The 21,008-nt window shown below is 33.3% G+C and carries 24 protein-coding genes and 1 tRNA gene; 14 read left to right on the top strand and 11 right to left on the bottom strand.

Going from position 1 to position 21,008, the window contains the following annotated elements:
- The first annotated feature begins 82 nt into the window (after window positions 1-82).
- The 7 genes from O9307_RS02945 (at window position 83) to trxB (ending at window position 6,385) form a co-directional block, all read left to right on the top strand.
- The gene (locus tag O9307_RS02945) at window positions 83-457 is read left to right on the top strand and encodes a hypothetical protein (RefSeq protein WP_298295173.1); all 375 of its coding nucleotides are present in this window, start codon (window positions 83-85) and stop codon (window positions 455-457) included.
- 143 nt (window positions 458-600) lie between these two features.
- Entirely contained in the window at window positions 601-1,104 is a 504-nt protein-coding gene (locus tag O9307_RS02940) for a hypothetical protein (RefSeq protein ID WP_298295171.1), read from the top strand.
- A 47-nt stretch (window positions 1,105-1,151) separates the two neighbouring features.
- Window positions 1,152-1,922, top strand: a complete 771-nt coding sequence (locus O9307_RS02935) for a hypothetical protein (protein WP_298295169.1) — start codon at window positions 1,152-1,154, stop codon at window positions 1,920-1,922.
- Between the two features lie 200 nt (window positions 1,923-2,122).
- Window positions 2,123-2,914, top strand: a complete 792-nt coding sequence (locus tag O9307_RS02930) for an ATP-binding protein (RefSeq protein ID WP_298295167.1) — start codon at window positions 2,123-2,125, stop codon at window positions 2,912-2,914.
- A gap of 2 nt (window positions 2,915-2,916) precedes the next feature.
- Window positions 2,917-3,579: a response regulator transcription factor gene (locus O9307_RS02925; protein WP_298295165.1), complete on the top strand. Its 663-nt coding sequence runs from the start codon at window positions 2,917-2,919 to the stop codon at window positions 3,577-3,579.
- Between the two features lie 392 nt (window positions 3,580-3,971).
- The gene (locus O9307_RS02920; RefSeq protein WP_298295164.1) at window positions 3,972-5,234 is read left to right on the top strand and encodes an asparagine synthetase B; all 1,263 of its coding nucleotides are present in this window, start codon (window positions 3,972-3,974) and stop codon (window positions 5,232-5,234) included.
- Between the two features lie 203 nt (window positions 5,235-5,437).
- Window positions 5,438-6,385 (top strand): thioredoxin-disulfide reductase, encoded by a 948-nt coding sequence (gene trxB, locus O9307_RS02915; protein WP_298295162.1) that lies wholly within the window; start codon window positions 5,438-5,440, stop codon window positions 6,383-6,385.
- 205 nt (window positions 6,386-6,590) lie between these two features.
- On the opposite strand, the gene O9307_RS02910 is transcribed toward trxB, so the two are convergent.
- The 4 genes from O9307_RS02910 to O9307_RS02895 form a co-directional block, all read right to left on the bottom strand.
- Window positions 6,591-7,331 carry a head GIN domain-containing protein gene (locus tag O9307_RS02910; RefSeq protein WP_298295159.1) on the bottom strand — a complete coding sequence of 247 codons (741 nt, stop codon included), beginning with the start codon at window positions 7,329-7,331 and terminating at the stop codon, window positions 6,591-6,593.
- 2 nt (window positions 7,332-7,333) lie between these two features.
- On the bottom strand, window positions 7,334-9,058 hold the full coding sequence (locus O9307_RS02905; protein ID WP_298295157.1) for a PspC domain-containing protein: 1,725 nt from the start codon (window positions 9,056-9,058) through the stop codon (window positions 7,334-7,336).
- A 2-nt stretch (window positions 9,059-9,060) separates the two neighbouring features.
- Window positions 9,061-9,393 (bottom strand): PadR family transcriptional regulator, encoded by a 333-nt coding sequence (locus tag O9307_RS02900; RefSeq protein WP_078212445.1) that lies wholly within the window; start codon window positions 9,391-9,393, stop codon window positions 9,061-9,063.
- 122 nt (window positions 9,394-9,515) lie between these two features.
- Entirely contained in the window at window positions 9,516-9,971 is a 456-nt protein-coding gene (locus O9307_RS02895; protein ID WP_078212444.1) for a DUF4870 domain-containing protein, read from the bottom strand.
- A gap of 255 nt (window positions 9,972-10,226) precedes the next feature.
- Between O9307_RS02895 and O9307_RS02890 the strand changes: the two genes are divergently transcribed.
- Entirely contained in the window at window positions 10,227-10,679 is a 453-nt protein-coding gene (locus tag O9307_RS02890) for a DUF4442 domain-containing protein (RefSeq protein WP_298295153.1), read from the top strand.
- Between the two features lie 53 nt (window positions 10,680-10,732).
- Here the strand turns inward: O9307_RS02890 and O9307_RS02885 are convergent, their stop codons facing one another.
- Both O9307_RS02885 and O9307_RS02880 read right to left on the bottom strand, forming a co-directional pair.
- The gene (locus tag O9307_RS02885; RefSeq protein WP_298295151.1) at window positions 10,733-10,915 is read right to left on the bottom strand and encodes a hypothetical protein; all 183 of its coding nucleotides are present in this window, start codon (window positions 10,913-10,915) and stop codon (window positions 10,733-10,735) included.
- A 202-nt stretch (window positions 10,916-11,117) separates the two neighbouring features.
- Window positions 11,118-11,191, bottom strand: a tRNA-Met gene (locus O9307_RS02880).
- A gap of 151 nt (window positions 11,192-11,342) precedes the next feature.
- Between O9307_RS02880 and O9307_RS02875 the strand changes: the two genes are divergently transcribed.
- Together O9307_RS02875 and O9307_RS02870 are read left to right on the top strand one after the other, a co-directional pair.
- A complete protein-coding gene (locus O9307_RS02875; RefSeq protein ID WP_298295149.1) occupies window positions 11,343-11,735 on the top strand; it encodes an START-like domain-containing protein in 393 nt (130 codons plus the stop codon).
- 55 nt (window positions 11,736-11,790) lie between these two features.
- Window positions 11,791-12,630 (top strand): aminotransferase class IV, encoded by an 840-nt coding sequence (locus O9307_RS02870; protein ID WP_298295147.1) that lies wholly within the window; start codon window positions 11,791-11,793, stop codon window positions 12,628-12,630.
- Here the strand turns inward: O9307_RS02870 and O9307_RS02865 are convergent.
- From O9307_RS02865 to O9307_RS02845, 5 genes are all read right to left on the bottom strand, one after another.
- Window positions 12,627-13,187 carry a YqgE/AlgH family protein gene (locus tag O9307_RS02865; RefSeq protein ID WP_064714442.1) on the bottom strand — a complete coding sequence of 187 codons (561 nt, stop codon included), beginning with the start codon at window positions 13,185-13,187 and terminating at the stop codon, window positions 12,627-12,629. The genes O9307_RS02870 and O9307_RS02865 overlap by 4 nt on opposite strands.
- Window positions 13,188-13,307: 120 nt before the next feature.
- Window positions 13,308-13,580 (bottom strand): HU family DNA-binding protein, encoded by a 273-nt coding sequence (locus O9307_RS02860; RefSeq protein ID WP_064714443.1) that lies wholly within the window; start codon window positions 13,578-13,580, stop codon window positions 13,308-13,310.
- Window positions 13,581-13,755: 175 nt separating this feature from the next.
- On the bottom strand, window positions 13,756-14,703 hold the full coding sequence (fmt, locus tag O9307_RS02855; RefSeq protein WP_298295142.1) for a methionyl-tRNA formyltransferase: 948 nt from the start codon (window positions 14,701-14,703) through the stop codon (window positions 13,756-13,758).
- Window position 14,704: 1 nt separating this feature from the next.
- A complete protein-coding gene (locus tag O9307_RS02850; protein WP_298295140.1) occupies window positions 14,705-16,597 on the bottom strand; it encodes an ATP-dependent DNA helicase RecQ in 1,893 nt (630 codons plus the stop codon).
- A 46-nt stretch (window positions 16,598-16,643) separates the two neighbouring features.
- A complete protein-coding gene (locus tag O9307_RS02845; RefSeq protein ID WP_298295138.1) occupies window positions 16,644-17,186 on the bottom strand; it encodes an ATP-binding protein in 543 nt (180 codons plus the stop codon).
- Between the two features lie 298 nt (window positions 17,187-17,484).
- On the opposite strand from O9307_RS02845, the gene O9307_RS02840 reads away from it, so the two are divergent.
- The 4 genes from O9307_RS02840 (at window position 17,485) to O9307_RS02825 (ending at window position 20,810) form a co-directional block, all read left to right on the top strand.
- The gene (locus tag O9307_RS02840) at window positions 17,485-17,781 is read left to right on the top strand and encodes a DUF493 family protein (protein ID WP_298295274.1); all 297 of its coding nucleotides are present in this window, start codon (window positions 17,485-17,487) and stop codon (window positions 17,779-17,781) included.
- A gap of 2 nt (window positions 17,782-17,783) precedes the next feature.
- A complete protein-coding gene (locus O9307_RS02835) occupies window positions 17,784-18,503 on the top strand; it encodes a DUF4290 domain-containing protein (RefSeq protein ID WP_298295136.1) in 720 nt (239 codons plus the stop codon).
- Between the two features lie 44 nt (window positions 18,504-18,547).
- Entirely contained in the window at window positions 18,548-19,858 is a 1,311-nt protein-coding gene (murA, locus tag O9307_RS02830; RefSeq protein WP_298295134.1) for a UDP-N-acetylglucosamine 1-carboxyvinyltransferase, read from the top strand.
- Between the two features lie 85 nt (window positions 19,859-19,943).
- Entirely contained in the window at window positions 19,944-20,810 is an 867-nt protein-coding gene (locus tag O9307_RS02825; RefSeq protein WP_298295132.1) for a cation diffusion facilitator family transporter, read from the top strand.
- Window positions 20,811-21,008 lie beyond the last annotated feature (198 nt).

Below are 21,008 nucleotides of genomic sequence, written 5' to 3'. Positions count from 1 at the left end.
TTCTTCCTTAATTTTTTGTTTTTGTAATAAAAAAATGTCTAGCTTAGCATCAACTATTATTAACTAATTTACTAATATTATCATGACTGAAGAAAAATTTCCAGGAAAAATTGAAATCACTTTACCAACAGCTCAAGAATGGGTTAAAAAGTACAAAGCGCCCAAAGAAGCAGCTAAATCTAAAAAAATAGACGCCTATTTGATCCCGTTAGAATCCTTGCAATTGGTAATGAATCAAAAAATAGATGCAGTTCGTGCCTACAAAGGAATTAATACAGCTGGCGAAGAAACCTTGATGTTGGTAGGAACAGTGTTGAATGCTAAAACAGGAATTTATGAAGATGTTTTTCCAGAAAATGCAGGAGTAGCTAAAACTTTAGGAGATGAGCCAGTTGTTTTCGATGCAAGTCGACCATGTCCTCCTTATGGAGATCCTAATAGTCCAATGAATACTTAATAATGAATGTTTTTTTAATATATTTATCTTATAGTATTTTAGTACTAAATTTGAGTTTATATGCCATTAGCTTTTTCAAAAAAGAAAAGGTTAATGGCTTTTTTTTGATATTCTTGCTTTTTGTAACCATTATACAACTAAGTATGGAAGCATTGTACCATTTGCATAAGAATAATTTATTTTTAATGAATTTGTATTTTATTGGGCAGATGTTTTTAATGGGGCTTTTTTATGGTTCTTTAACTTGTATGAAAGTGCAAAAACGGATAATTTATAGCACAACAGCTTTGGTTTTAACTGGTATAGGAATACAGAGTTGGTTCGATTATGAACAATTTTTTCAATACAATTTGTTCGTTATAGTGATTACTAATTTGAGTGTCATTGTGTTTGCTATTTTTCATTTGTATAATATGCTAAGTTCAGAAAAAAAATATTATTACGTTACTATTGGACTACTCATGTATTTGTTGGCCACAACAATGGTTTTTGTAGTTGGCAACATAAATGCTAAATTAAATAATGAAGTGAAATTTATGCTTTGGACATTTAATTCTATTTTAGTGGTTTTGTATTATTTGTTTATTTTATACGAATGGAAAGTCAGTTTTTTGTTTAAAAAAAAGGATAAGCCTAGTTTTTTTTGATTTTAAGTCCTTGATTTTGTTAATTATAAACCTTTAAATTTAATTTTATGAAAAAAAACATTGTTAATTTATTATTTGCAGCTATCATTTTAGTCGGATCTTCGTGTCAAAAAGATGCTCCTCTGGAGAATGATTTAACCACAAAGTCGCCAGAGGAAAATTGGTTAGGCACAAATTTAGATTCAAAATTTGCCGATTCACAAAAAGAAGTAGCCGCTTATTTGTTTTCCACAAATGAAGTGTTGAAGGTGGTTACTACTCCAAATGTAAAAAAAGTACACTTTGTTTTGGGGTACGATGAAAGTACAATTACCATCAAAATGTTAGGTACAACGGATAAAGGAAGCGAATTAATTGCTATTAATTCGGAGATACTAAAAGATGCTTCTTATATTCAAAAATTAGAACAATTTAAAACTGCTAGTTTCAATAAAAATGGTGTAAAAACAGATTTGCTTAGAACTCATTTATATTCGCCACAAGTTGCTTATAATGGTATTAATGAATGGCATAAAAAGTTGAATGCTGCTAAAGACATAGAAGAAGTTACTTCGTACGATGGAAAGCGAATTCAACGTTTTATTATAGAAGTTGAAATAATTAATGAAATCGTTCGAAAAGGAGATGTTGCCAATGTAGGTTTGTTTTTAGGACTTAACGATAAAGGTAAAGTAACTACTTATTTTATGGGTATGGACTTAAATAATACTATAAAACGACAACTTACTAGTAAAGGGGAAAGTACCACTACAGATGTTTATGACGGAACTCTACCATGTCCGCCTTATGGTACTAATGGTGTTTTAATTAATCAGTAATCTAATTGATTGTAAATGAATATAAATCCCTGTTTAATCAATAATTCAACAGGGATTTGTTTTTACGAATGGAAAGTGAGTTTCTTTAAAAATAAATCAAGAAAGAAGATGTTTTTTTAAGTTTATTTTAGGATTATTCAATAAAAAAAGCTATTTTTGGTTATAGAATAGTTTCTATTTTTTAAATACCACTTAATTACATGGAAAGTACTGCCATTTCAGAAAAAGAAATTGTGCTCGTAATTCTGTACACTTCCTTTTTCTTTATCATTTTGGCAGTAGTACTAATTGTATTCTTCTACTTTTCTAGAAAAAAAATTATCCAAAAAGAAATTGAAAAAAAGGATAGCGAAATTGAGCATCAAAAAGAGCTTTTAAAAGCTGTAATCGAAACGCAAGAAACAGAACGTAAACGTATTGCGCAAGATTTACACGATGATATTAGCTCAAAGTTAAATGTTGTGGCTTTGAATGCTCACTTGTTAACTACACCCAATCTTTCAATTCAAGAATTAGAGGGAATCAAATCCAATGTGATTGCGTTGACAGGTAAAGCACTTGAAAACTCACGGAAAATAGCACATGACTTATTGCCACCTGTATTAGAAAAATTTGGATTAGATGCCGGTGTAGAAGAGTTATGCATGGAGTTTAGCTCTGCCAAAGGGGTAGAAGTGATTTATCATAATGAAGTCACATTCGATGAAACTGAAACACGAAGACATTTGCATGTTTTTAGGATTTTGCAAGAGTTGTTAAATAATTCTTTGCGACACGGGAAAGCGACAAAGATGACCGTTAGTTTTGTTTCCAATGGTGCTTATGTCAAATGTTTATATACAGATAATGGAATTGGTTTTGATGAAGCCAATTGCGCACAAAAAAAAGGTTTAGGATTAAAAAATATTGAGAGTAGAATTTCTTTTTTAAAAGGGAGTCTGTCTTTTCAATCAGAAGTAAATAAAGGAGTAAACGTTGAATTTATTTTTTAAAAATGGATAAAAAAATTAAAATTGTTCTAGTCGACGATGAAGCACTGTTCAGAAAGGGATTGACCTTCATATTAGAAAGAGAGCCTAATTTTACAATTCTCCACGAAGACTCAAATGGTCAAGAGTTACTTAACTTTCTAAGAAGTACGAATGAATTACCAGATATAGTACTGATCGATTTAAAAATGCCAGTTATTAATGGGGTAGAAGCTACCAAAATTATTCATAAAGAATTTCCTAGTATAAAAATTATTGCGCTAACCAGTTATGATTCAAAATCATTTGTCGCTAATATGATTGATGTAGGAGCGGTTTCTTATTTGTTGAAAAATGCATCACCTACTGAATTAATCCATACAATTAATGAAGTTGCTATTAAAGGATTTTATTATTCAGATTATGTTCTCAAAGTAATCAAAGATGTAGTGCTCTCTGGAAATAAACTAAAGAGTTGTTTAGACAGAAATTTACTTTCAGAACGCGAAATAGAAGTTTTGAAATTGATTTGTAAACAAAAAAATGCCGCAGAAATAGGGGAGCAATTATTTATTAGTCCAAGAACTGCCGAAGGTCATCGCACCAATTTACTCCTTAAAACTAATTCAAGAAATATTGCTGGATTAGTGGTGTATGCCCTACAAAACGAACTAGTCCAATTAGACTAAAATAGCTTTTTTGAATTTTTTTTAATGATTCAATAAATATTGGAACGATAAAATGTAAAAAGTAGCTAATAAAACAGCTAATAGACAAGCGCCTATTTTTTTTGAAGTTCTATAATTTATTTCATTTTTTGAGATTGGGCTGGTGTAATTAACAGTGTTTTTCATAAGTTGTTTTTATTTTGGTTCAAATATATTGTCTTTCAGTAAATTGAAAAAGAGTAGTATTACGCATTTTTATTTCAATTCAAAAGAAATGATAAAAGTAAGCCAAGTGTTTTTGAGGGATGATTCTTTCGATAAATGATCAGTAGCGTTTTTTTCAAAGTATTTTTTAGTAAAAGGATGAAGTTTTTATTTGTATCGTTTTATCTTTGAGAAACAAATAGCACCTGATGAAATCAAATTTTCTTTTTATACTATGCTTCATAGTATTATCTCATACTGCCAATGCGGGGTTTATATTGTTGCCGATGGATGAAACGGCACAACAAAATCATCTAAAAGCTTATGGTATTACCTATTGGTGTTTAGATAAAAATTACAAAGCCAGTTGGTTACTCAATTATAGAGGAGGGTCTTTTTTGTTGCCCGATGCACCCGAAATTCGTAAAGAATGCCAAATTCGTGGGGTAAGTTTTGAAATACTATCCGATAGTGAAGAAACTGATTTGCTGAACCAAATTGCTAGTCCTTCCCAGAACATGGAATCGGTTTTATTAGAGAAAGCTCCAAAAATAGCGGTTTATACTCCCAAAGGAAAACAGCCTTGGGATGATGCAGTAACGCTCGTCTTAACCTATGCCGAGATTCCATTTACAGCAGTTTATGATGAAGAAGTTTTATCAGATCAGTTACTGCTTTACGATTGGTTGCACTTGCATCATGAAGATTTTACGGGGCAATACGGGAAATTTTATAGCGCCTATAAAAATACCCCTTGGTACATTGATCAAAAAAAGGAAGCAGAAGCTTTAGCAAAGAAGTTAGGCTATACAAAAGTAGCAGAGGAGAAAGGAGCTGTAGCGCAAAAAATAAGTCATTTTGTAATTGGTGGTGGATTTATGTTTGCTATGTGTTCTGCAACCGATAGTTTCGACATTGCTTTGGCTGCCGAAGGGATAGATATTTGCGAAACCATGTTCGATGGGGATGCAAGTACCCCCAATTATCAATCTTTATTAAACTTTGATCGCTCTTTTGCTTTCAAAAATTTCACCTTGGAGCGACGCCCAGAACAATATGAATTTTCAAATATTGACATGACTGGTAGACGAAAAATCCCAATGGAAAAAGATTATTTTACCTTAATGGAATTCTCCGCCAAGTGGGATCCAATTCCTAGTATGTTGTGTCAGAATCATACTCAATTGATCAAAGGGTTTATGGGACAAACTACTGCCTTTGATGCCGAATTGGTAAAATCAAATATCCTTGTATTAGGGAGTTGTGAACTCAATGGCGAAGCACGATATATTCATGGACAAAAAGGTAAGGGTATGTTCACCTTTTATGGAGGTCATGATCCCGAAGATTTTCAACACCAAGTTGGTGATCCTGCCACGGTACTAGACTTACATCCTAATTCTCCAGGTTATCGATTAATTTTAAATAATGTGTTATTCCCCGCGGCAAAAAAGAAAAAGCTAAAGACATGATAGTTTTTGTTTTTTTGTTTTCGAGAAGAATCAAAAACAAATGATTAAATAAGTGGAAACAATTCATGCTATCCTTGTAAAAATCTTTTTGTTATCCAAAAAGGTATTTTTTTATCACTTCATAATCAAAACAAATACTTCTAAGCCAGTTATTATTTTTTAAAATCCTATTTTTGCGTGTATTTTAAAAAACTCAAAACACAATGTCAAATACTATCGAAAAAATAAAATGCCTAATTATAGGTTCAGGTCCTGCGGGTTATACCGCGGCTATTTATGCTGCTAGAGCCAATATGAATCCAGTTTTGTACCAAGGAATGCAACCTGGTGGACAGTTGACAACGACCAATGAAGTTGAAAATTTCCCAGGTTATGTAGACGGTGTAACTGGACCAGAAATGATGATTCAGTTGCAACAACAAGCACAACGTTTTGGCGCTGATGTGCGTGACGGTTGGGCTACAAAAGTTGATTTCTCTGGCGATATCCACAAAGTTTGGATTAATGATACTATCGAATTACACTGCGAAACCGTGATTGTTTCTACAGGAGCTTCTGCAAAATATTTAGGTTTACCCTCAGAACAACATTATTTAAAAATGGGTGGCGGAGTTTCAGCTTGTGCCGTTTGTGATGGATTTTTCTATAGAAACCAAGAAGTAGTAATCGTTGGAGCAGGTGATTCTGCTTGCGAAGAAGCACACTACTTATCTAAGTTATGCAAAAAAGTAACGATGTTGGTTAGAAGTGAAAAATTCAGAGCTTCCAAAATTATGGAAGAAAGAGTACGCAAAACCGAAAACATCGAAATCCTTTTAAACCACGATACCGTTGAAGTTTTAGGAGACAAACAAGTGGTTTCGGCTATCAAAGTAAAAAACAAAATTACCGATGAAGTGTATGACATTCCAGCAACTGGATTTTTCGTAGCCATTGGTCATAAACCCAACACCGATATCTTCAAAGATTACTTGACCTTAGACGAAACGGGTTATATCGTTAACGTTCCAGGAAGTTCAAAAACGAATGTAGCAGGAGTTTTCGTAGCAGGAGACGCCGCCGATCACGTGTACCGCCAAGCCATTACCGCTGCAGGTACAGGTTGTATGGCAGCATTGGATGCCGAGCGTTATTTGGCAGCCAAAGAGTAATTTTTTTAGGAGCAGTAGTCAAAGCGCTTTTTTGTATTCAAAGTCCCGCTCTCCGTTATAATCTTTGTTGCCGAACCCCGGCAACAAAGGATTTCCACTGCGATCGGGGCTAAAGAGCGGCAATAAGAATTTTGGGTTACATCTTAATTTTAGTCATAAAAAAAGTCCTTCACAGCGAAGGACTTTTTTTTGTTTCAACTAAAAACTATTCTTGGCTTATCGAACCGCCAGAGCTTTCGCTTTTCTTTAGTCTTTTAGGTTTGTTTTTATAGGAGATGTTTGCTCCGCTCGACGCTTCGGCATCAAGACTCACCAACGGATGTAGCGATTGAATACTTCCTGATGAAGCCTCTGATTTGATATCGTTTGCCAACAACTCGCCAATATTAATAGAACTTCCGCTGGAAGAACTTGTTTGCAAACTAATAGCTTTTCCTTTCAATACTATGCTACTTCCACTTCCAGAATCGCAAATTATTTTTTCAGATTCTATGTTCAAATCCAAAGAAGCCGCGCTCGAAGCATCAATCTTAAATTCAGAAGCTTTAAGGGTTGATTTACTATTTACAGTCGAAGCGCTATTGGCTTCAATGCCTTCAATAATAGGAGCTCGAACAATTACTTTTTTCGAAGTGATATTCAAGAAAGAACTGTATTTGCATCCAATAATAAGCTTACCGTCTTCTACTTTGGTAGTGATTTCTTTTTGCAAATTGTCATCGGCTTCTACAATGATTTCAACTTTATCGGATTGTTCGATTACCAAGTCGATAGCGTTTCCTACTTCAATACTTTTAAAATCGCCATTTACAATTCTCTTTTCGGTAGTCACATTTCCACTTCCTGTGATGGAATTGAAATTTGCAGACAAATTACAAGAGGCAAACAGTAAAGCGGTCAGCGTAACAATAATGAATTTTGTTACTAGTGTGATTATTTTTACCATAACTATTCGGTTTTGATGATTATTCCGTCTTTATTGATTTTTAATTCTTTTATATCCTTATTGGATTTAATTAAAGTATCCTTTTTAATAGAAATGCCATTTTCATTGATGGTAACATTAGTAGCGGTTGAATCATTTTCTACATCATTCCACTCGTCCTCATCATCAGGGCAATTTAAACATTTTATTTGAGAATCAGTTACTTTGTAAACGTAATTGTCTGAGCTATAGTGTAAATTGAAGAAATCATTATCTGAACGATCATAGTTTTGTACTGATGCATCTGGTTTCAATAAAGTACCTTCTGGCAAATACAAATACAATTCTACTTCTTGATCACGGAATTTGTTTTTTACATCGGTCAATAAATAATTGTCTAAGTACAAATGATTTCCTTCTACTTTTATACCATATTGAATTTTTTCAGCTCTGAATTTAGCGTCTTGAAACGATTTTCCTTTGGCTGTTCTTTCAATTTGAATGTAAGGTGTTTTTTCATCGGTGTATAAAATTCTCAAGCTTACATTATTAGAATAGATCAATTTGTTGTTCGCAGAATCTTGTACAAATTCAAATTCAGTATGATCGTCGATATCTTTAGTGTAATAATCATTATATCTGAATTTCACGAACAAAGTATCGTTTGCATTCAAAGGGATATTTTGTTTGGCTACTGTTTTTCCGTCATACGCTACTTGAGTGGCTGTTTTTACTCCTATAGAGATTAAGATGGCAATAGAGATTAACCACAAAGCCAACAAACTATATTTAGCAATGTTTCCAATTGATCCAATAGTTGGTGATAATAACTTGAATCCTAATATAGTTAGGAAAAAGAAAGGGATTCCGATAGCAAAAAACATCAATAATCCAAAGCTCCAAACTGGATAGTCAGCAAAGTTCCCAGCTTCAACGAAGTTTTGCCAAGGAAAATCGATAAATGCTGAAGAGCCTAATGTAAATACCCCAATAAATAAGCTAACTAGTGTAAAAAGTCCTGTCAAGATTATAAATACACCTAAAATTTTAGAGAAAACTTTAAAAAGAGTCATAATAAAATCACCTAAAGAGTTTCCCAATTTTTCAGCTCCAGATTTTACTTGGTTTCCCATTTTGTCATAATCGGCATTTTTGAATTTACCAGATACATTTTCAAATTCTTCACGAACTTTTTTCTCGATATTAGAGATGGTTACGGGTTCACCAGTCATTTCAAGTTTTTCTGAAGTGGTGATGGCTTCTGGAGTTACAATCCAAAGGATGATATACGCTAATATACCTGAGCCAAATCCAGCAAAAACAAAGATTAAGAACATAATTTTTAACCAAACCGCATCGATTCCAAAGTAATGTCCAAGACCTGTAGCTACACCACCAATCATTCCTTTTTCTTTATCTCGGTATAATTTTTTGGTAGCTCTTGTGCTATAATCATTAAATTTTCCTGAAGCGTTTGTTTCTTCTTCAATGATGTAATCTTCAGGTTGCCCCATTACAGCAATTACTTCATCTACATCTTTCAGTCCTACTACGTGTTTTTCGCTTTTTTGTTTTTCATTTAATAATTCTGAAACACGCATTTCGATATCTTTAATGATTTCTTCTTGTCCAGATGATTTAGACAAAGAACGTCTTATTGCTTCAAAATAACGAGTTAATTTTTGGTATGCATCTTCATCAATATGGAAGAACATTCCTCCTAGGTTTATATTTACAGTTTTGTTCATGACTATTGTTTTTGGTTGGTTATTAGACTTACGGCTTCGGATAATTCATTCCAAGTGCCGCTTAATTCAGTTAAAAAGGTTTGACCTATTTCAGTTAGACCATAATACTTTCTTGGTGGTCCTGAGGTTGATTCTTCCCAACGATAGTTGAGTAATCCGTCATTTTTTAATCGTGTTAGCAAAGGATAAATGGTTCCCTCAACTACTAACAATTTTGCGTCTTTTAAAGTGTCTAATATTTCAGAAGTGTAGGCATCTTTTTCTTTTAAAACTGATAAGATGCAAAACTCGAGAACACCTTTACGCATCTGGGCTTTTGTGTTTTCAATGTTCATAATTTTCGTTTTGATTTTTTGTTTGATTTGAACTGTTCGTTTTTTGATTACTTTCCATTACAGGTGATAGTTGAGATGATTTATAGCGTTGATTAGACTACTATATACTACTTTATAATTGATTACTTTATAAAGGGAATAGTGAATGGATATTGGTATTTTTCTCCATTTGATGTTTTCACAGCTGCAATAATTATTAAGAAGAATTCTGCTATTTTAAATCCAACAAAGGCAAGCGCAGCGATGATTCCAACTGTAATAAGTCCAATGTGGTCTTCAAAATTAAAATTTCTTATCACTAATCCTTGATTGTGATAGAATTCATCAAAGGTCATATTATTAAAAACAGTAAAAATTAATATCGGTAATGCAATTGCTGCCATAACCAGTGAGTAAATAAGGATGCTCAATTGAAAGTTAATAGCTTGTTTTCCGTGATGGTCTACAAATTCTGATTGATCCTTTTTTGAAGTCCAAATCAAAATAGGGAAGATATAATTTCCAAACGGAATTATATACTGGCTCAATGTACTCAAATGAGTAAAGGTTGCGATGTTTTTTTCTGATGATGTTTCCATGATTTAAAGTATATAGTAATTTCTTATGCAAATATATGTCTAAAAGAAAGTATCTTGTATCGCATAGTAGTAAATATTAACAAAATATTAACAAAACTAATTTTTTTATAGTTGCTGCTTATTTAGTCACTTTCTATTGATTAATTGTACTTTGAGTGTATTATTAGTTGATGTGTATACAGTTTAGGGTTGATATTGTAATTTTATATGTATGCATAGTATTTTTTTGTACTTTTACCCAAAAACCAATATATAATGGAAATAAACGTATCAAAATTGAATCAATTCTTATTTTTTAAATTGCCTTCGGCTTTTTTGTGTGGAGTAAGAGTAAAAGCTATTAACGAAAAGCAATGTGTAGTAAGTGTAAAACACCGTTGGATCAATCAAAATCCGTTTAATTCTATGTATTTTGCTGTTCAAGCTATGGCTGCTGAGTTGTCTACTGGCGCTTTGGTAATGTATCAAATTCAAAAAAGTGGCAGAAAAATATCCATGTTAGTAGCTAACAACAAAGGGAATTTTACCAAGAAAGCCACAGGTAGAATTACATTTATCTGTAATGATGGACATTTGATAGAAGAAGCAATAAAACAAACTGTCGCAACAGGGGAGGGGCAAACCTTTTGGATGAAATCCATTGGAACCGATGAAAAAGGAGTTCAGGTTTCTGAAATGGATTTTGAATGGAGCGTTAGAGTAAAATAATAAGTTCTAGATTTAAGTAAACAATAAAAAAATGCCTCAATTGAGGCATTTTTTTATTTTGATTTTTTAGAAGAGCAACATTTTTTACCTTCTGCTTTGCATTCGGTCTTTGTTTTTGTTGCTTCTTTTTTTGTAGTTGTTGCTTCTTTTTTTGTTTTCTCTTTAGCTGGAGCTTCTTGTGCTTGAGTAGATAAAGCCAAGAATGAAAAAGCTAAAACTGCTGCTACTTTTTTCATTTTATAAGAATTTAGGTTTGATTAACTTTTATATCATCAAATATAATAAGAAAATCAATCATACAATTTTTGAAGCTTTCTTTTTGGTAAAAATTAACAAATGCCAATTTATGAGGATTTTAATCATGGATTAAAAGAAGAGGAAGGAAAGGTAGATAGTGTATAAAAAAAAGCCTCAAATTTACTATTTTGAGGCTTTTAGTAGCGAGACCGAGATTTGAACTCGGGACCTCAGGGTTATGAATCCTGCGCTCTAACCAACTGAGCTATCTCGCCATATTCTGGTTAATTGAATAACCCCTGAATGCGGGTGCAAATATAAAAATAAAATTAGAGTTGACAAGCATATTGGTGTAAAAAATATTTTTTTTTAAAATCGTTTTATTTTGGCTTTATATTCTTATATTTCCAAAAAAAAAAAACAAGTATGGATCAAAAGGTAAGATATGAGATTGAATTTCCTATAAACTCTTCTCCGCAATTGTTGTATCAATATATATCTACACCTTCGGGTTTGGCGGAATGGTTTGCAGATGATGTAAATTCAAGAGGGGAATTTTTTACTTTCATTTGGGATGACACGGAGGAAAAAGCGAGATTAGCTTCAAAAAAGTCAGGAGAAAAAGTTAAGTTTAGATGGGTGGATGATAAAAATAAGGATACGGAATATTTTTTTGAATTGCATATTCTTGAAGATGAACTGACTAAAGACGTTTCTTTGTTGGTAATCGATTTTGCTGAGAAAAACGAAATTCCTGAAGCGTCACAGTTGTGGGAAAATCAAATTTCTGATTTAAAACATCTCATCGGTTCCGTGTAGTAAAAGTCTATTTTAAACTATATCTTTGCCCTAAACTAATTTTAGGGCTTTTTTTATGATTAATTTTAACGGAACACTACTGGATTCAAATACAAATTTGTTAGAACAAAATCGAGGTTTTTTGTATGGTGATGGCGTATTTGAAACAATCAAAGTTATAGATGGTAAGATTTTATTTTTTGAGGATCATTATTTTAGATTAATGGCTGCGATGCGAATTGTCCGTATGGAAATCCCAATGACTTTTACCTTAGAATATATTGAAGAACAAATACTAACTTTAGCCAAAAGTAATAAATGTGAGCAATCCGCTCGTGTTAGAATTACAGTTTACAGAAACGATGGGGGATTTTATTTGCCTACTAATAATACAGTGTCTTTTTTGATTCAAGCTTCAGTTATAGAAAATCCGTTGTATAGCGTTAATGAGAATGAATATGAAGTAGATTTGTATAAGGATTTCTACATTTCAAAACAGTTGCTTTCTACTTTGAAAACTACTAATAAAATGATTCATATTACAGGTAGTATTTATGCTAATGAGAATGATTTAGACAATTGCATATTGCTAAATGATGGCAAAAATGTGGTGGAAGCTTTGCAGGGTAATTTGTTTATGAAAATGGGTAATAGGTTAATTACTCCACCAGTTAGTGAAGGGTGTTTGAATGGGATTATGAGAAAGCAAATTTTGAGATTAGCCAAAAAAGAAACCGATTTAGAAGTGGTTGAGCAGATTATTTCGCCTTTTGATCTTCAAAAAGCAGATGAATTATTTATAACCAATGTGATTAGGGGAATTCAGCCCATAACAAAATATAGAAAAAAAGAATTTGCAATAGGCACTGCCAAAGTATTGAATGAAATACTTCTACAACATTTAGGGATAAATTAGTTAGAGTATGGATTTTCTGGAGCATTAGACCAGATCAAATAATCGCCACCTAATTCCATTAATTGTTCTTTCCAAAAATGAGTTGGCGATTTTCCAATTATTTTATTTTCATAAGAGTTTTTTGTAATTATCCATGAATTGTCTTCCATTTCATTCTCTAATTGTTTTTCTTCCCAGCCAGTATAACCTAAGAAAAAACGGATATTGTTTTTTCCAATTAAACCAGTATTGATTAACTCTTTTGTCGATTCGAAATCACCTCCCCAATAAATTCCGTTTGAAATTTCAACACTATTTGGAATAAGATCTGGGATGTTGTGAATAAAATATAAATTATCTTGTTCTACTGGGCCGCCGTTGTATATTTTGAATCGGGCTTCAATTTCTGGAATCAAATCGTTGATAGTATATTTGAGAGGCTTGTTTATGATAAAACCTATCGATCCTTCTTTATTATGATCTGCTAATAATATTACAGATCTATTAAATGATAAATCACCAATTAGCGAAGGTTCTGCTATAAGCAAATGTCCTTTTTTTAATTTATCTGTTATCATGAAAATTTAATTTTTTCATTAAATTTAGCTAAAATTAATTTAGTTAGCCAAAAATAATCGTTCAAATGCAAAAAAAAACCTTCCATAGGGAAGGTTTTAATGTATTATAGTTAGAATGGATTAGTTTACTGCTCCTTCTAAATCTGCTCCAGCTTTAAATTTTACAACATTTTTTGCTGCAATTTGAATAGTTTTTCCAGTTTGTGGGTTTCTACCATCTCTAGCCGCTCTTGAAGAAACTGACCATGATCCAAAACCTACTAAAGATACTTTTCCTCCTTTTTTCAAGGTACCACTTACATTTCCTAAAAATGATTCTAATGCTAATTTCGCAGCTGCTTTTGTAATTCCTGCATCAGCAGCAATAGCGTCGATTAATTCTGATTTGTTCATAATAAATAGTTATTAATTGTTGGTTAAAATGTTATTAGAACAAATTTAGTAGGATTTACGTTCCACACAAGTGTTTTTGTGATTTTTAGTCAAATTTGTTAATAACTTATTTTTTTTGTTCATAAATGACTTGTTATAAAGTGATGAACTTTGCGAATGCCTGTTTTTACTGAGTTTAAGACACTATGAAATTCTCGGAAAAACTAATTCCATTTAATAGTTCTGCCGTCTTCATTCTTTTTTTTCCTGGGAATTGTAAACTTAAAATTTCTATATAACCATTTTGTACGGCTACTTTTAATTCTTTTTTAGTGCAAACGATGCTTCCAATAGGGCTGGAATGGGATGCTGTTTCTATTTTTGACTCATAAATCTTTACATTGTATTCAGTATTGTGGTCATTAAAATAACACCAAGCCGCTGGATAAGGACTTAAACCACGAATCAAATTGTGGATATTTTCTGCAGATTGATTCCAATCTATTTTGCAATTGTCTTTATTGAGCTTGTAGGCGGTTTTGATTTCTTCGTTATCTTCCTGAATTGTAGTAGTAGCTTTCTTGGATTCGATTAGCTTTAACGTTTCTATAACTGTTTCGCTTCCAATATGCATTAGTCGATCGTGAAGCATTCCTGCATTTTCTTCTTTTCCAATCATTGTTTCTTTGCTAAGAATCATAGCGCCAGTATCAATCTTGTCGTCAATAAAGAAAGTGGTAACTCCAGTTTTGGTTTCTCCATTGATGATGGCCCAATTGATAGGTGCGGCCCCACGATAATTTGGTAATAGCGAAGCATGCAAATTAAATGTGCCTAATTCTGGCATTTCCCAGACAACTTTTGGAAGCATTCGGAACGCCACAACAATTTGTAAATTGGCATTTAGAGCTTTTAATTCTGCTAAAAAGTTTTCGTCTTTTAAATTACTAGGTTGTAGAATTGTTAATCCTTTTTCTAATGCATATTCTTTTACTGCGGAATACCTGATCTTTTGTCCGCGTCCAGCAGGCTTGTCTGTTGCGGTAATTACCCCAACTACTTCAAAATTATTTTTGATTATTGTATCCAGAATTCCCACGGCAAACTCAGGAGTTCCCATAAAAACGATTCGTAATTTTTCCATTTTATTGTAAAGTGTATTTATTGTTGGGTAGTATTTTAATTTTGTCTTGCTCTAGCAAGGTTTGTAGTGCAAAGATAATAGCATCCGAGCCTTTTCGAGTCTTTTTTTCTAGTTCTCTTGAGTCTGAATCCTCTTTTTGCAAAAGCTCAAGAATAGTATTGGGGAGTTCTTTGTCAAACGGAAAAGGTTTTGAATTCGAGATGCAATAAGAACAAATGCCGCATTCGGGACTCGATTTTTCTCCAAAATAAGCAAGAAGCAACTGACTTTTGCATTGATTTTGGTTCTGTACGTAACCAATGACACTGGCAAGGTGTTCTTTTTTTAATTGATTTTGCTGGTCCAAATGTTTAATCACTCGATTGATGGTTCGTTCGTCTTCTCTAACTTCATTGAAAAGAATAGTAGCATCATTGTTTTTTGCGTGGTACTCAATGATTTCTTTTTCAGTTAATTTTTTCAAAACCAAATGAACGGCTTCTTCCTTAACGCTTGCTTTTTTGGCGATTAATGAAAGATTGAATGAAGTTTGCATTTCGTATATTCCAGGATAGGTTCTTAGGATAGCCAGAATGATCTCTTCGTCGTTTGGATTAAGACTAATGTATCGAATAACTTCTTTAGACGGAATTAGAAATTGCAGGGTTATTTTTTCTGAAAACTCTTGTGATAAATTAATTATACCCTGTTGGTCCAGAAATTGCAATGCTTGATACGTTTTTAGAATAGGAAAGCTATATTTTGAACAAAAATGGTTTAAATTAAAGGTGAATTGCTCATTTATGCCTTCACCATAAGCGATTTGAAAATAATTACAAAGTTTGACATAAGTTATATTCAAGAATGGGCGATCCGGTAGGTTATTGGTGAATTGTGACTCCGCTTGAAGACTATCCGATGGGCTATTCAATAAAATTGCATACGCTTTATTACCATCTCTTCCTGCTCTTCCTGCTTCTTGGTAATAATTTTCTAAATTTTCGGGTAATTGAATATGAATAACAGTTTTTACATTTGCTTTGTCAATTCCCATTCCAAAAGCATTGGTGGCAACAATAACTTGTGTTTCTTCAGTCATCCAGCGTTGCATGTTTTTTTCTTTCTCTTTATATGATAAGCCACCGTGATAATAGGTTGCTTTAAAGCCTAAAATGTTCAATTGTGAGGCAATGTCTAAGCAAGACTTTCTATTTCTTACATATATAATAGAAGGAGCAGGGTTTTTAATCAATATTTGTTGTATACGATATAATTTGTCTTCGACTTCAAAAACCATATACGCTAAATTTTCTCTAGCAAATGATTTTTGAAAAACAGCGGGTTGCTGTAAATTAAGATCTTTAATGATGTCTTCTTTGACTTTTGGTGTAGCTGTTGCGGTCAAAGCCAAAAAAGGGATTTTTGGGAAATGTGTTTTTAAATCACTAATTTTTAAATATGCAGGTCTAAAATCATGACCCCATTGCGATACACAATGCGCTTCATCAATTGCAATTAAGTTGATAGGGAGGTTTTTGATTCTATCCATAATCCAATCTCCTTGAAGACGCTCAGGAGATAGATATAGAAATTTGTAATTGCCATATTGACAATTGTCTAGTAAATCAATGACTTCTTCTGTTGGTATTCCACCAGTTAGTGCAATTGCTTTGATGTTGCGTTGCTGTAGGTTGGCAACTTGGTCTTTCATCAAAGCGACAAGAGGCGATATGACAAGACATATGCCTTCTTTCATCAAAGCGGGGACTTGAAAACATATTGATTTTCCTCCACCCGTTGGGAGAATTGCCAAGGTATCCTTACCGCTATGAATCGATTCGATAATTTCCTTTTGAAGGGAGCGGAAGCTATCGTGTTTCCAGTATTTATTTAGAATTTGTAAGGCTTCTTGCATGGATTTCAGTTTCGTTCGAACTAGAAATCTATTTCCGATTTCTTGATTATTTGCTAGAAATTCGGTCTAAGATAAAAAGAATTCTGTTATCAACCGTATCTTTTGGAACTTCGATTAATTCGTAGCCGTAGTTTTGATAGGTTTCTTTCAGATGCAGGTATATTTGTTGTGCTTGTTCATAATTTTCGTACCGTTCCCCATCGCTTTCGTAAATTTCTTCCCACGGAGGGAGCATGAATATTTTAGAATAAGTACAAATCTTGCAAGCTTCTTCAAAATGTGAGGGATATGCATCACCTATAAAATCCATATAAGCAACTACATCTGGCACACCTCTATCTATAAAAACTACCGTATGAGATTCGTTTTGTGCATCGTTAAATTGTTTAACTCTTCCCTCGAGTAGTTTTTGACTAAACAATATTGGGTCTTCTAGAAATAATTGGTCAATTCCTAGTTTTTTGGCTTCGGCAGTTACTTGTCTGGAAATTTCTGGATAGCAGCAATGCCCCATAGCTGAAAGCTGATTAATGATAGTTGATTTTCCCGTTCCTGGGCCGCCAATAATAACGATGATTTCTTTTTGCACGTTTTGTAAATAAGGGCGCAAATTTACCTAAACTTATTGGTTTTCAAAACATTTTTACGAGGATTATTTATGATATAAATATCTACTGCCATTGATTGAGGTTTTGAAAATAGGCTAGACACAAATGTATTGGTAGTGAGTGTTTTATTTTTGATATTTTTTTCAAGCCACAAAAAATAGTTTTTGCAATAGTGATACATTGTCTCAATTGTGTATTCTAAAAAAAAAGCTAAATCCTAGTTGTAAATTCTTAAATCTGCCCTCAAAAATGTATATTTGCGTTTATTTTAAATTAGTAATGGATAAAGACAAAGAAAAAGAGACCGCTGCTTTTTATGAAAGATTGCAAGTAGAATTAGATAACAGTAATACTTGGCCAGCAGAATATTTATTTAAATTCATTGTTCCATCGGTAGAAGGTAATGTGAAAAAAGTGCAAGATGCATTTGATTGTATGGGCGCCGTGATTAAAACTACACAATCGAAAACAGGCAAGTTTACAAGTGTTTCTGTTGATGTTACCATGAAAAACTCACAAGAAATTATTGAAAAATACCAAGAATTATCTACAATTGAAGGTATTGTTTCCCTATAAATATGATCGAAAAATATAAAAAAGAGAACGCCAATGATGTAGTGTATCATTTAGAATACAATTCTGAAAGAAAACATTTAATCATTCCTGAGTACGGTCGTCATTTGCAAAAATTGATTGAGCAAGCTACTGTTATAGAGAACGATGAAGAGCGTAACAAAGCTGCTAGATACATCATTCAAGTAATGGGAAGTTTAAATCCTCATTTGCGTGATGTGCCTGATTTTCAGCACAAGTTATGGGATCAGTTGTTTATTATGTCCGACTTTCGTTTGGCGGTAGACTCTCCATATCCTATTCCGTCTCGTGAAGTTTTGCAATTGAAACCTGAGGTTTTGCAATATCCTCAGAACTATCCTAAGTATAGATATTATGGTAATAATATCAAGTATATGATAGATGTGGCGAATAAATGGGAAGAAGGCGAAATGAAAAGTGCTTTGGTCAAGGTAATTGCCAATCACATGAAGAAATCGTATTTGAGTTGGAACAAAGACACCGTAAAAGACGATGTTATTTTTGAGCATTTGTATGAGCTCTCTGGTGGAAAATTGAATTTGTTGCAAAGCAAAGAAGAGCTTTTGGGAACCACAGATTTACTTCGAACAAACAAAAGAATGTCGAATAAAATTACGCCTTCCAATCAACAAAAGAATCAGAATAATAAAAATAAATCGGGCAAAACTCCGATGCACAAAAATCAAAACAGAAAACAGCAGTAATTATATTTTGTGTAATTATTGATTAATATAAATTGGTATAACAAATGGGAATTTTCAAGATCGAAGGTGGAATTCAATTAAAAGGAGAAATCACCCCACAAGGAGCAAAAAACGAGGCATTACAAATTTTATGCGCTGTATTGCTTACTCCAGAAAAAGTAACAATCAATAATATTCCGGATATTATTGACATCAACAAGTTAATCACTTTGTTGGGCAATCTAGGAGTTAAAATTCAAAAAAACGGCAATAGTTCCATTACTTTTCAATCGGATGAAGTAAATATGGGCTATTTAGAGACTGAAGCCTTTAAGAAAGAAGGTGGTTCTTTGCGTGGTTCGATTATGATTGTTGGTCCGTTATTAGCTCGTTTTGGTAAAGGTTATATTCCGAAACCAGGTGGAGATAAAATTGGAAGAAGAAGATTGGATACCCATTTTGAAGGATTTATCAATTTAGGTGCTAAGTTTAGATACAATAGAGAAGATCATTTCTATGGAGTAGAAGCTCCAGATGGACTTACAGGTACAGATATGTTATTGGACGAAGCCTCTGTTACAGGTACGGCAAATATCGTAATGGCTGCCGTTTTGGCTAAAGGTACAACTACAGTTTACAACGCTGCTTGTGAGCCTTATTTGCAACAATTATGCAAAATGCTGAATGCAATGGGAGCTAAAATTTCTGGTGTTGGGTCTAATTTGTTGACTATTGAAGGAGTAGAAGCATTAGGTGGATGTGAACACCGTATTCTTCCGGATATGATTGAGATTGGTTCTTGGATTGGATTGGCCGCTATGACTAAATCTGAGATTACTATAAAAAATGTAAGTTGGGAAAATCTTGGAGTTATTCCTAATGTATTCCGTAAACTAGGGGTTACACTAGAGAAAAAAGGAGATGATATCTTTATTCCTGCTCACGTGAATGGTTACGAAGTTAAAACGGACATTGATGGTTCTATTTTAACCATTGCAGATGCGCCTTGGCCTGGTTTTACTCCAGATTTATTGAGTATTATTTTGGTAGTAGCTACTCAAGCAAAAGGTGATGTATTGATACATCAAAAAATGTTCGAAAGCCGTTTGTTTTTCGTAGATAAATTAATAGATATGGGAGCAAAAATCATTTTGTGTGACCCTCATAGAGCGGTAGTTATTGGTCATGATTTTAAATCGCAATTGAAAGCAACTACAATGTCTTCACCAGATATTCGTGCGGGTATTTCGTTATTGATTGCTGCTTTGTCAGCGAAAGGAACGAGCACTATTCAAAATATTGAACAAATTGATAGAGGATACGAGCGCATTGATGAGCGTCTTAGAGCTATTGGAGCCAATATTGTAAGAGCTTAAAAAGAATAATAATTTCAATGAATCGTTTAAATTAGTTTTGTTTTTTTGTCAAAGCTAGTTTAAACGATTTTTTAATTACAAAACAATGACTAAAGAACAAACGGCGATAAAAGCCACCTACTTCAGTATTATTGGTAATACTTCTTTGGCTATTGTAAAAGGATTGGCTGGTTTTTTTGGCAATTCGTATGCATTAATCGCTGATGCGATTGAGTCAACAACCGATATTTTTGCGTCCTTTTTGGTGCTTTTTGGAATCAAATATTCTAATAAACCTGCCGATGATAATCATCCTTATGGTCATGGTCGTGCAGAACCTTTGATTACGTTTTTGGTAGTTGGTTTTTTGATTACTTCGGCTACGATTATTGCTTATGAGAGTATTCAAAACATTGGGACACCTCATGATTTGCCCAAATCTTGGACACTTTATATTTTGGGAGCCATTATTATTTGGAAAGAGTATTCGTTTCAGTTGGTGATGAAAAGAAGTAAAGAAACCAATAGCTCTTCTTTGAAAGCCGATGCTTGGCACCATAGAAGCGATGCTATTACTTCGGTAGCGGCTTTTTTGGGAATTTCTATTGCCCTTTATTTTGGGAAAGGATACGAGTCTGCCGATGATTGGGCGGCTCTTTTTGCCTCTGGTTTTATTTTATTCAATAGCTATAAAATATTTAGACCCGCTTTGAGCGAGATAATGGATGAGCATCTATATGATGAATTGGTTGAGGAAATTAGAGTTGTTTCCTTAACGGTTCCAGGAGTTATAGATACTGAGAAATGTTTTATAAGAAAAGCAGGAATGCAGTACCATGTTGATTTGCACGCAAGGGTAGAAGGTACGATTACAGTGAGAGAAGGACATGATATTGCGCATGACTTAAAAGATACCCTTCGAGCGCAAATCCCCTCTTTGGGACATGTTTTGATTCATGTAGAACCTAATTAATTTTAAGTCACTACGAAAGCAAAAAGGTAGGATGCTTCCTTTTAGCCCCGGTAGTAGCCTACCGTCTGGACACATCTTTTGATAGACCACAGATGACACAGATTGAACGGATTTAAACCAATAAATTTGTTGTCTTTTAAAAAAATGTGTTGAAAAAACATTAAGTTTATAAATAATATTTTTAATATACAACCAAAA

Source organism: Flavobacterium sp., from assembly GCF_027531905.1.
In the GTDB taxonomy this organism is placed as follows: domain Bacteria; phylum Bacteroidota; class Bacteroidia; order Flavobacteriales; family Flavobacteriaceae; genus Flavobacterium.
Note: the sequence above shows the minus strand (reverse complement) of the source record. Positions and strands in the feature narration are given on the sequence as shown.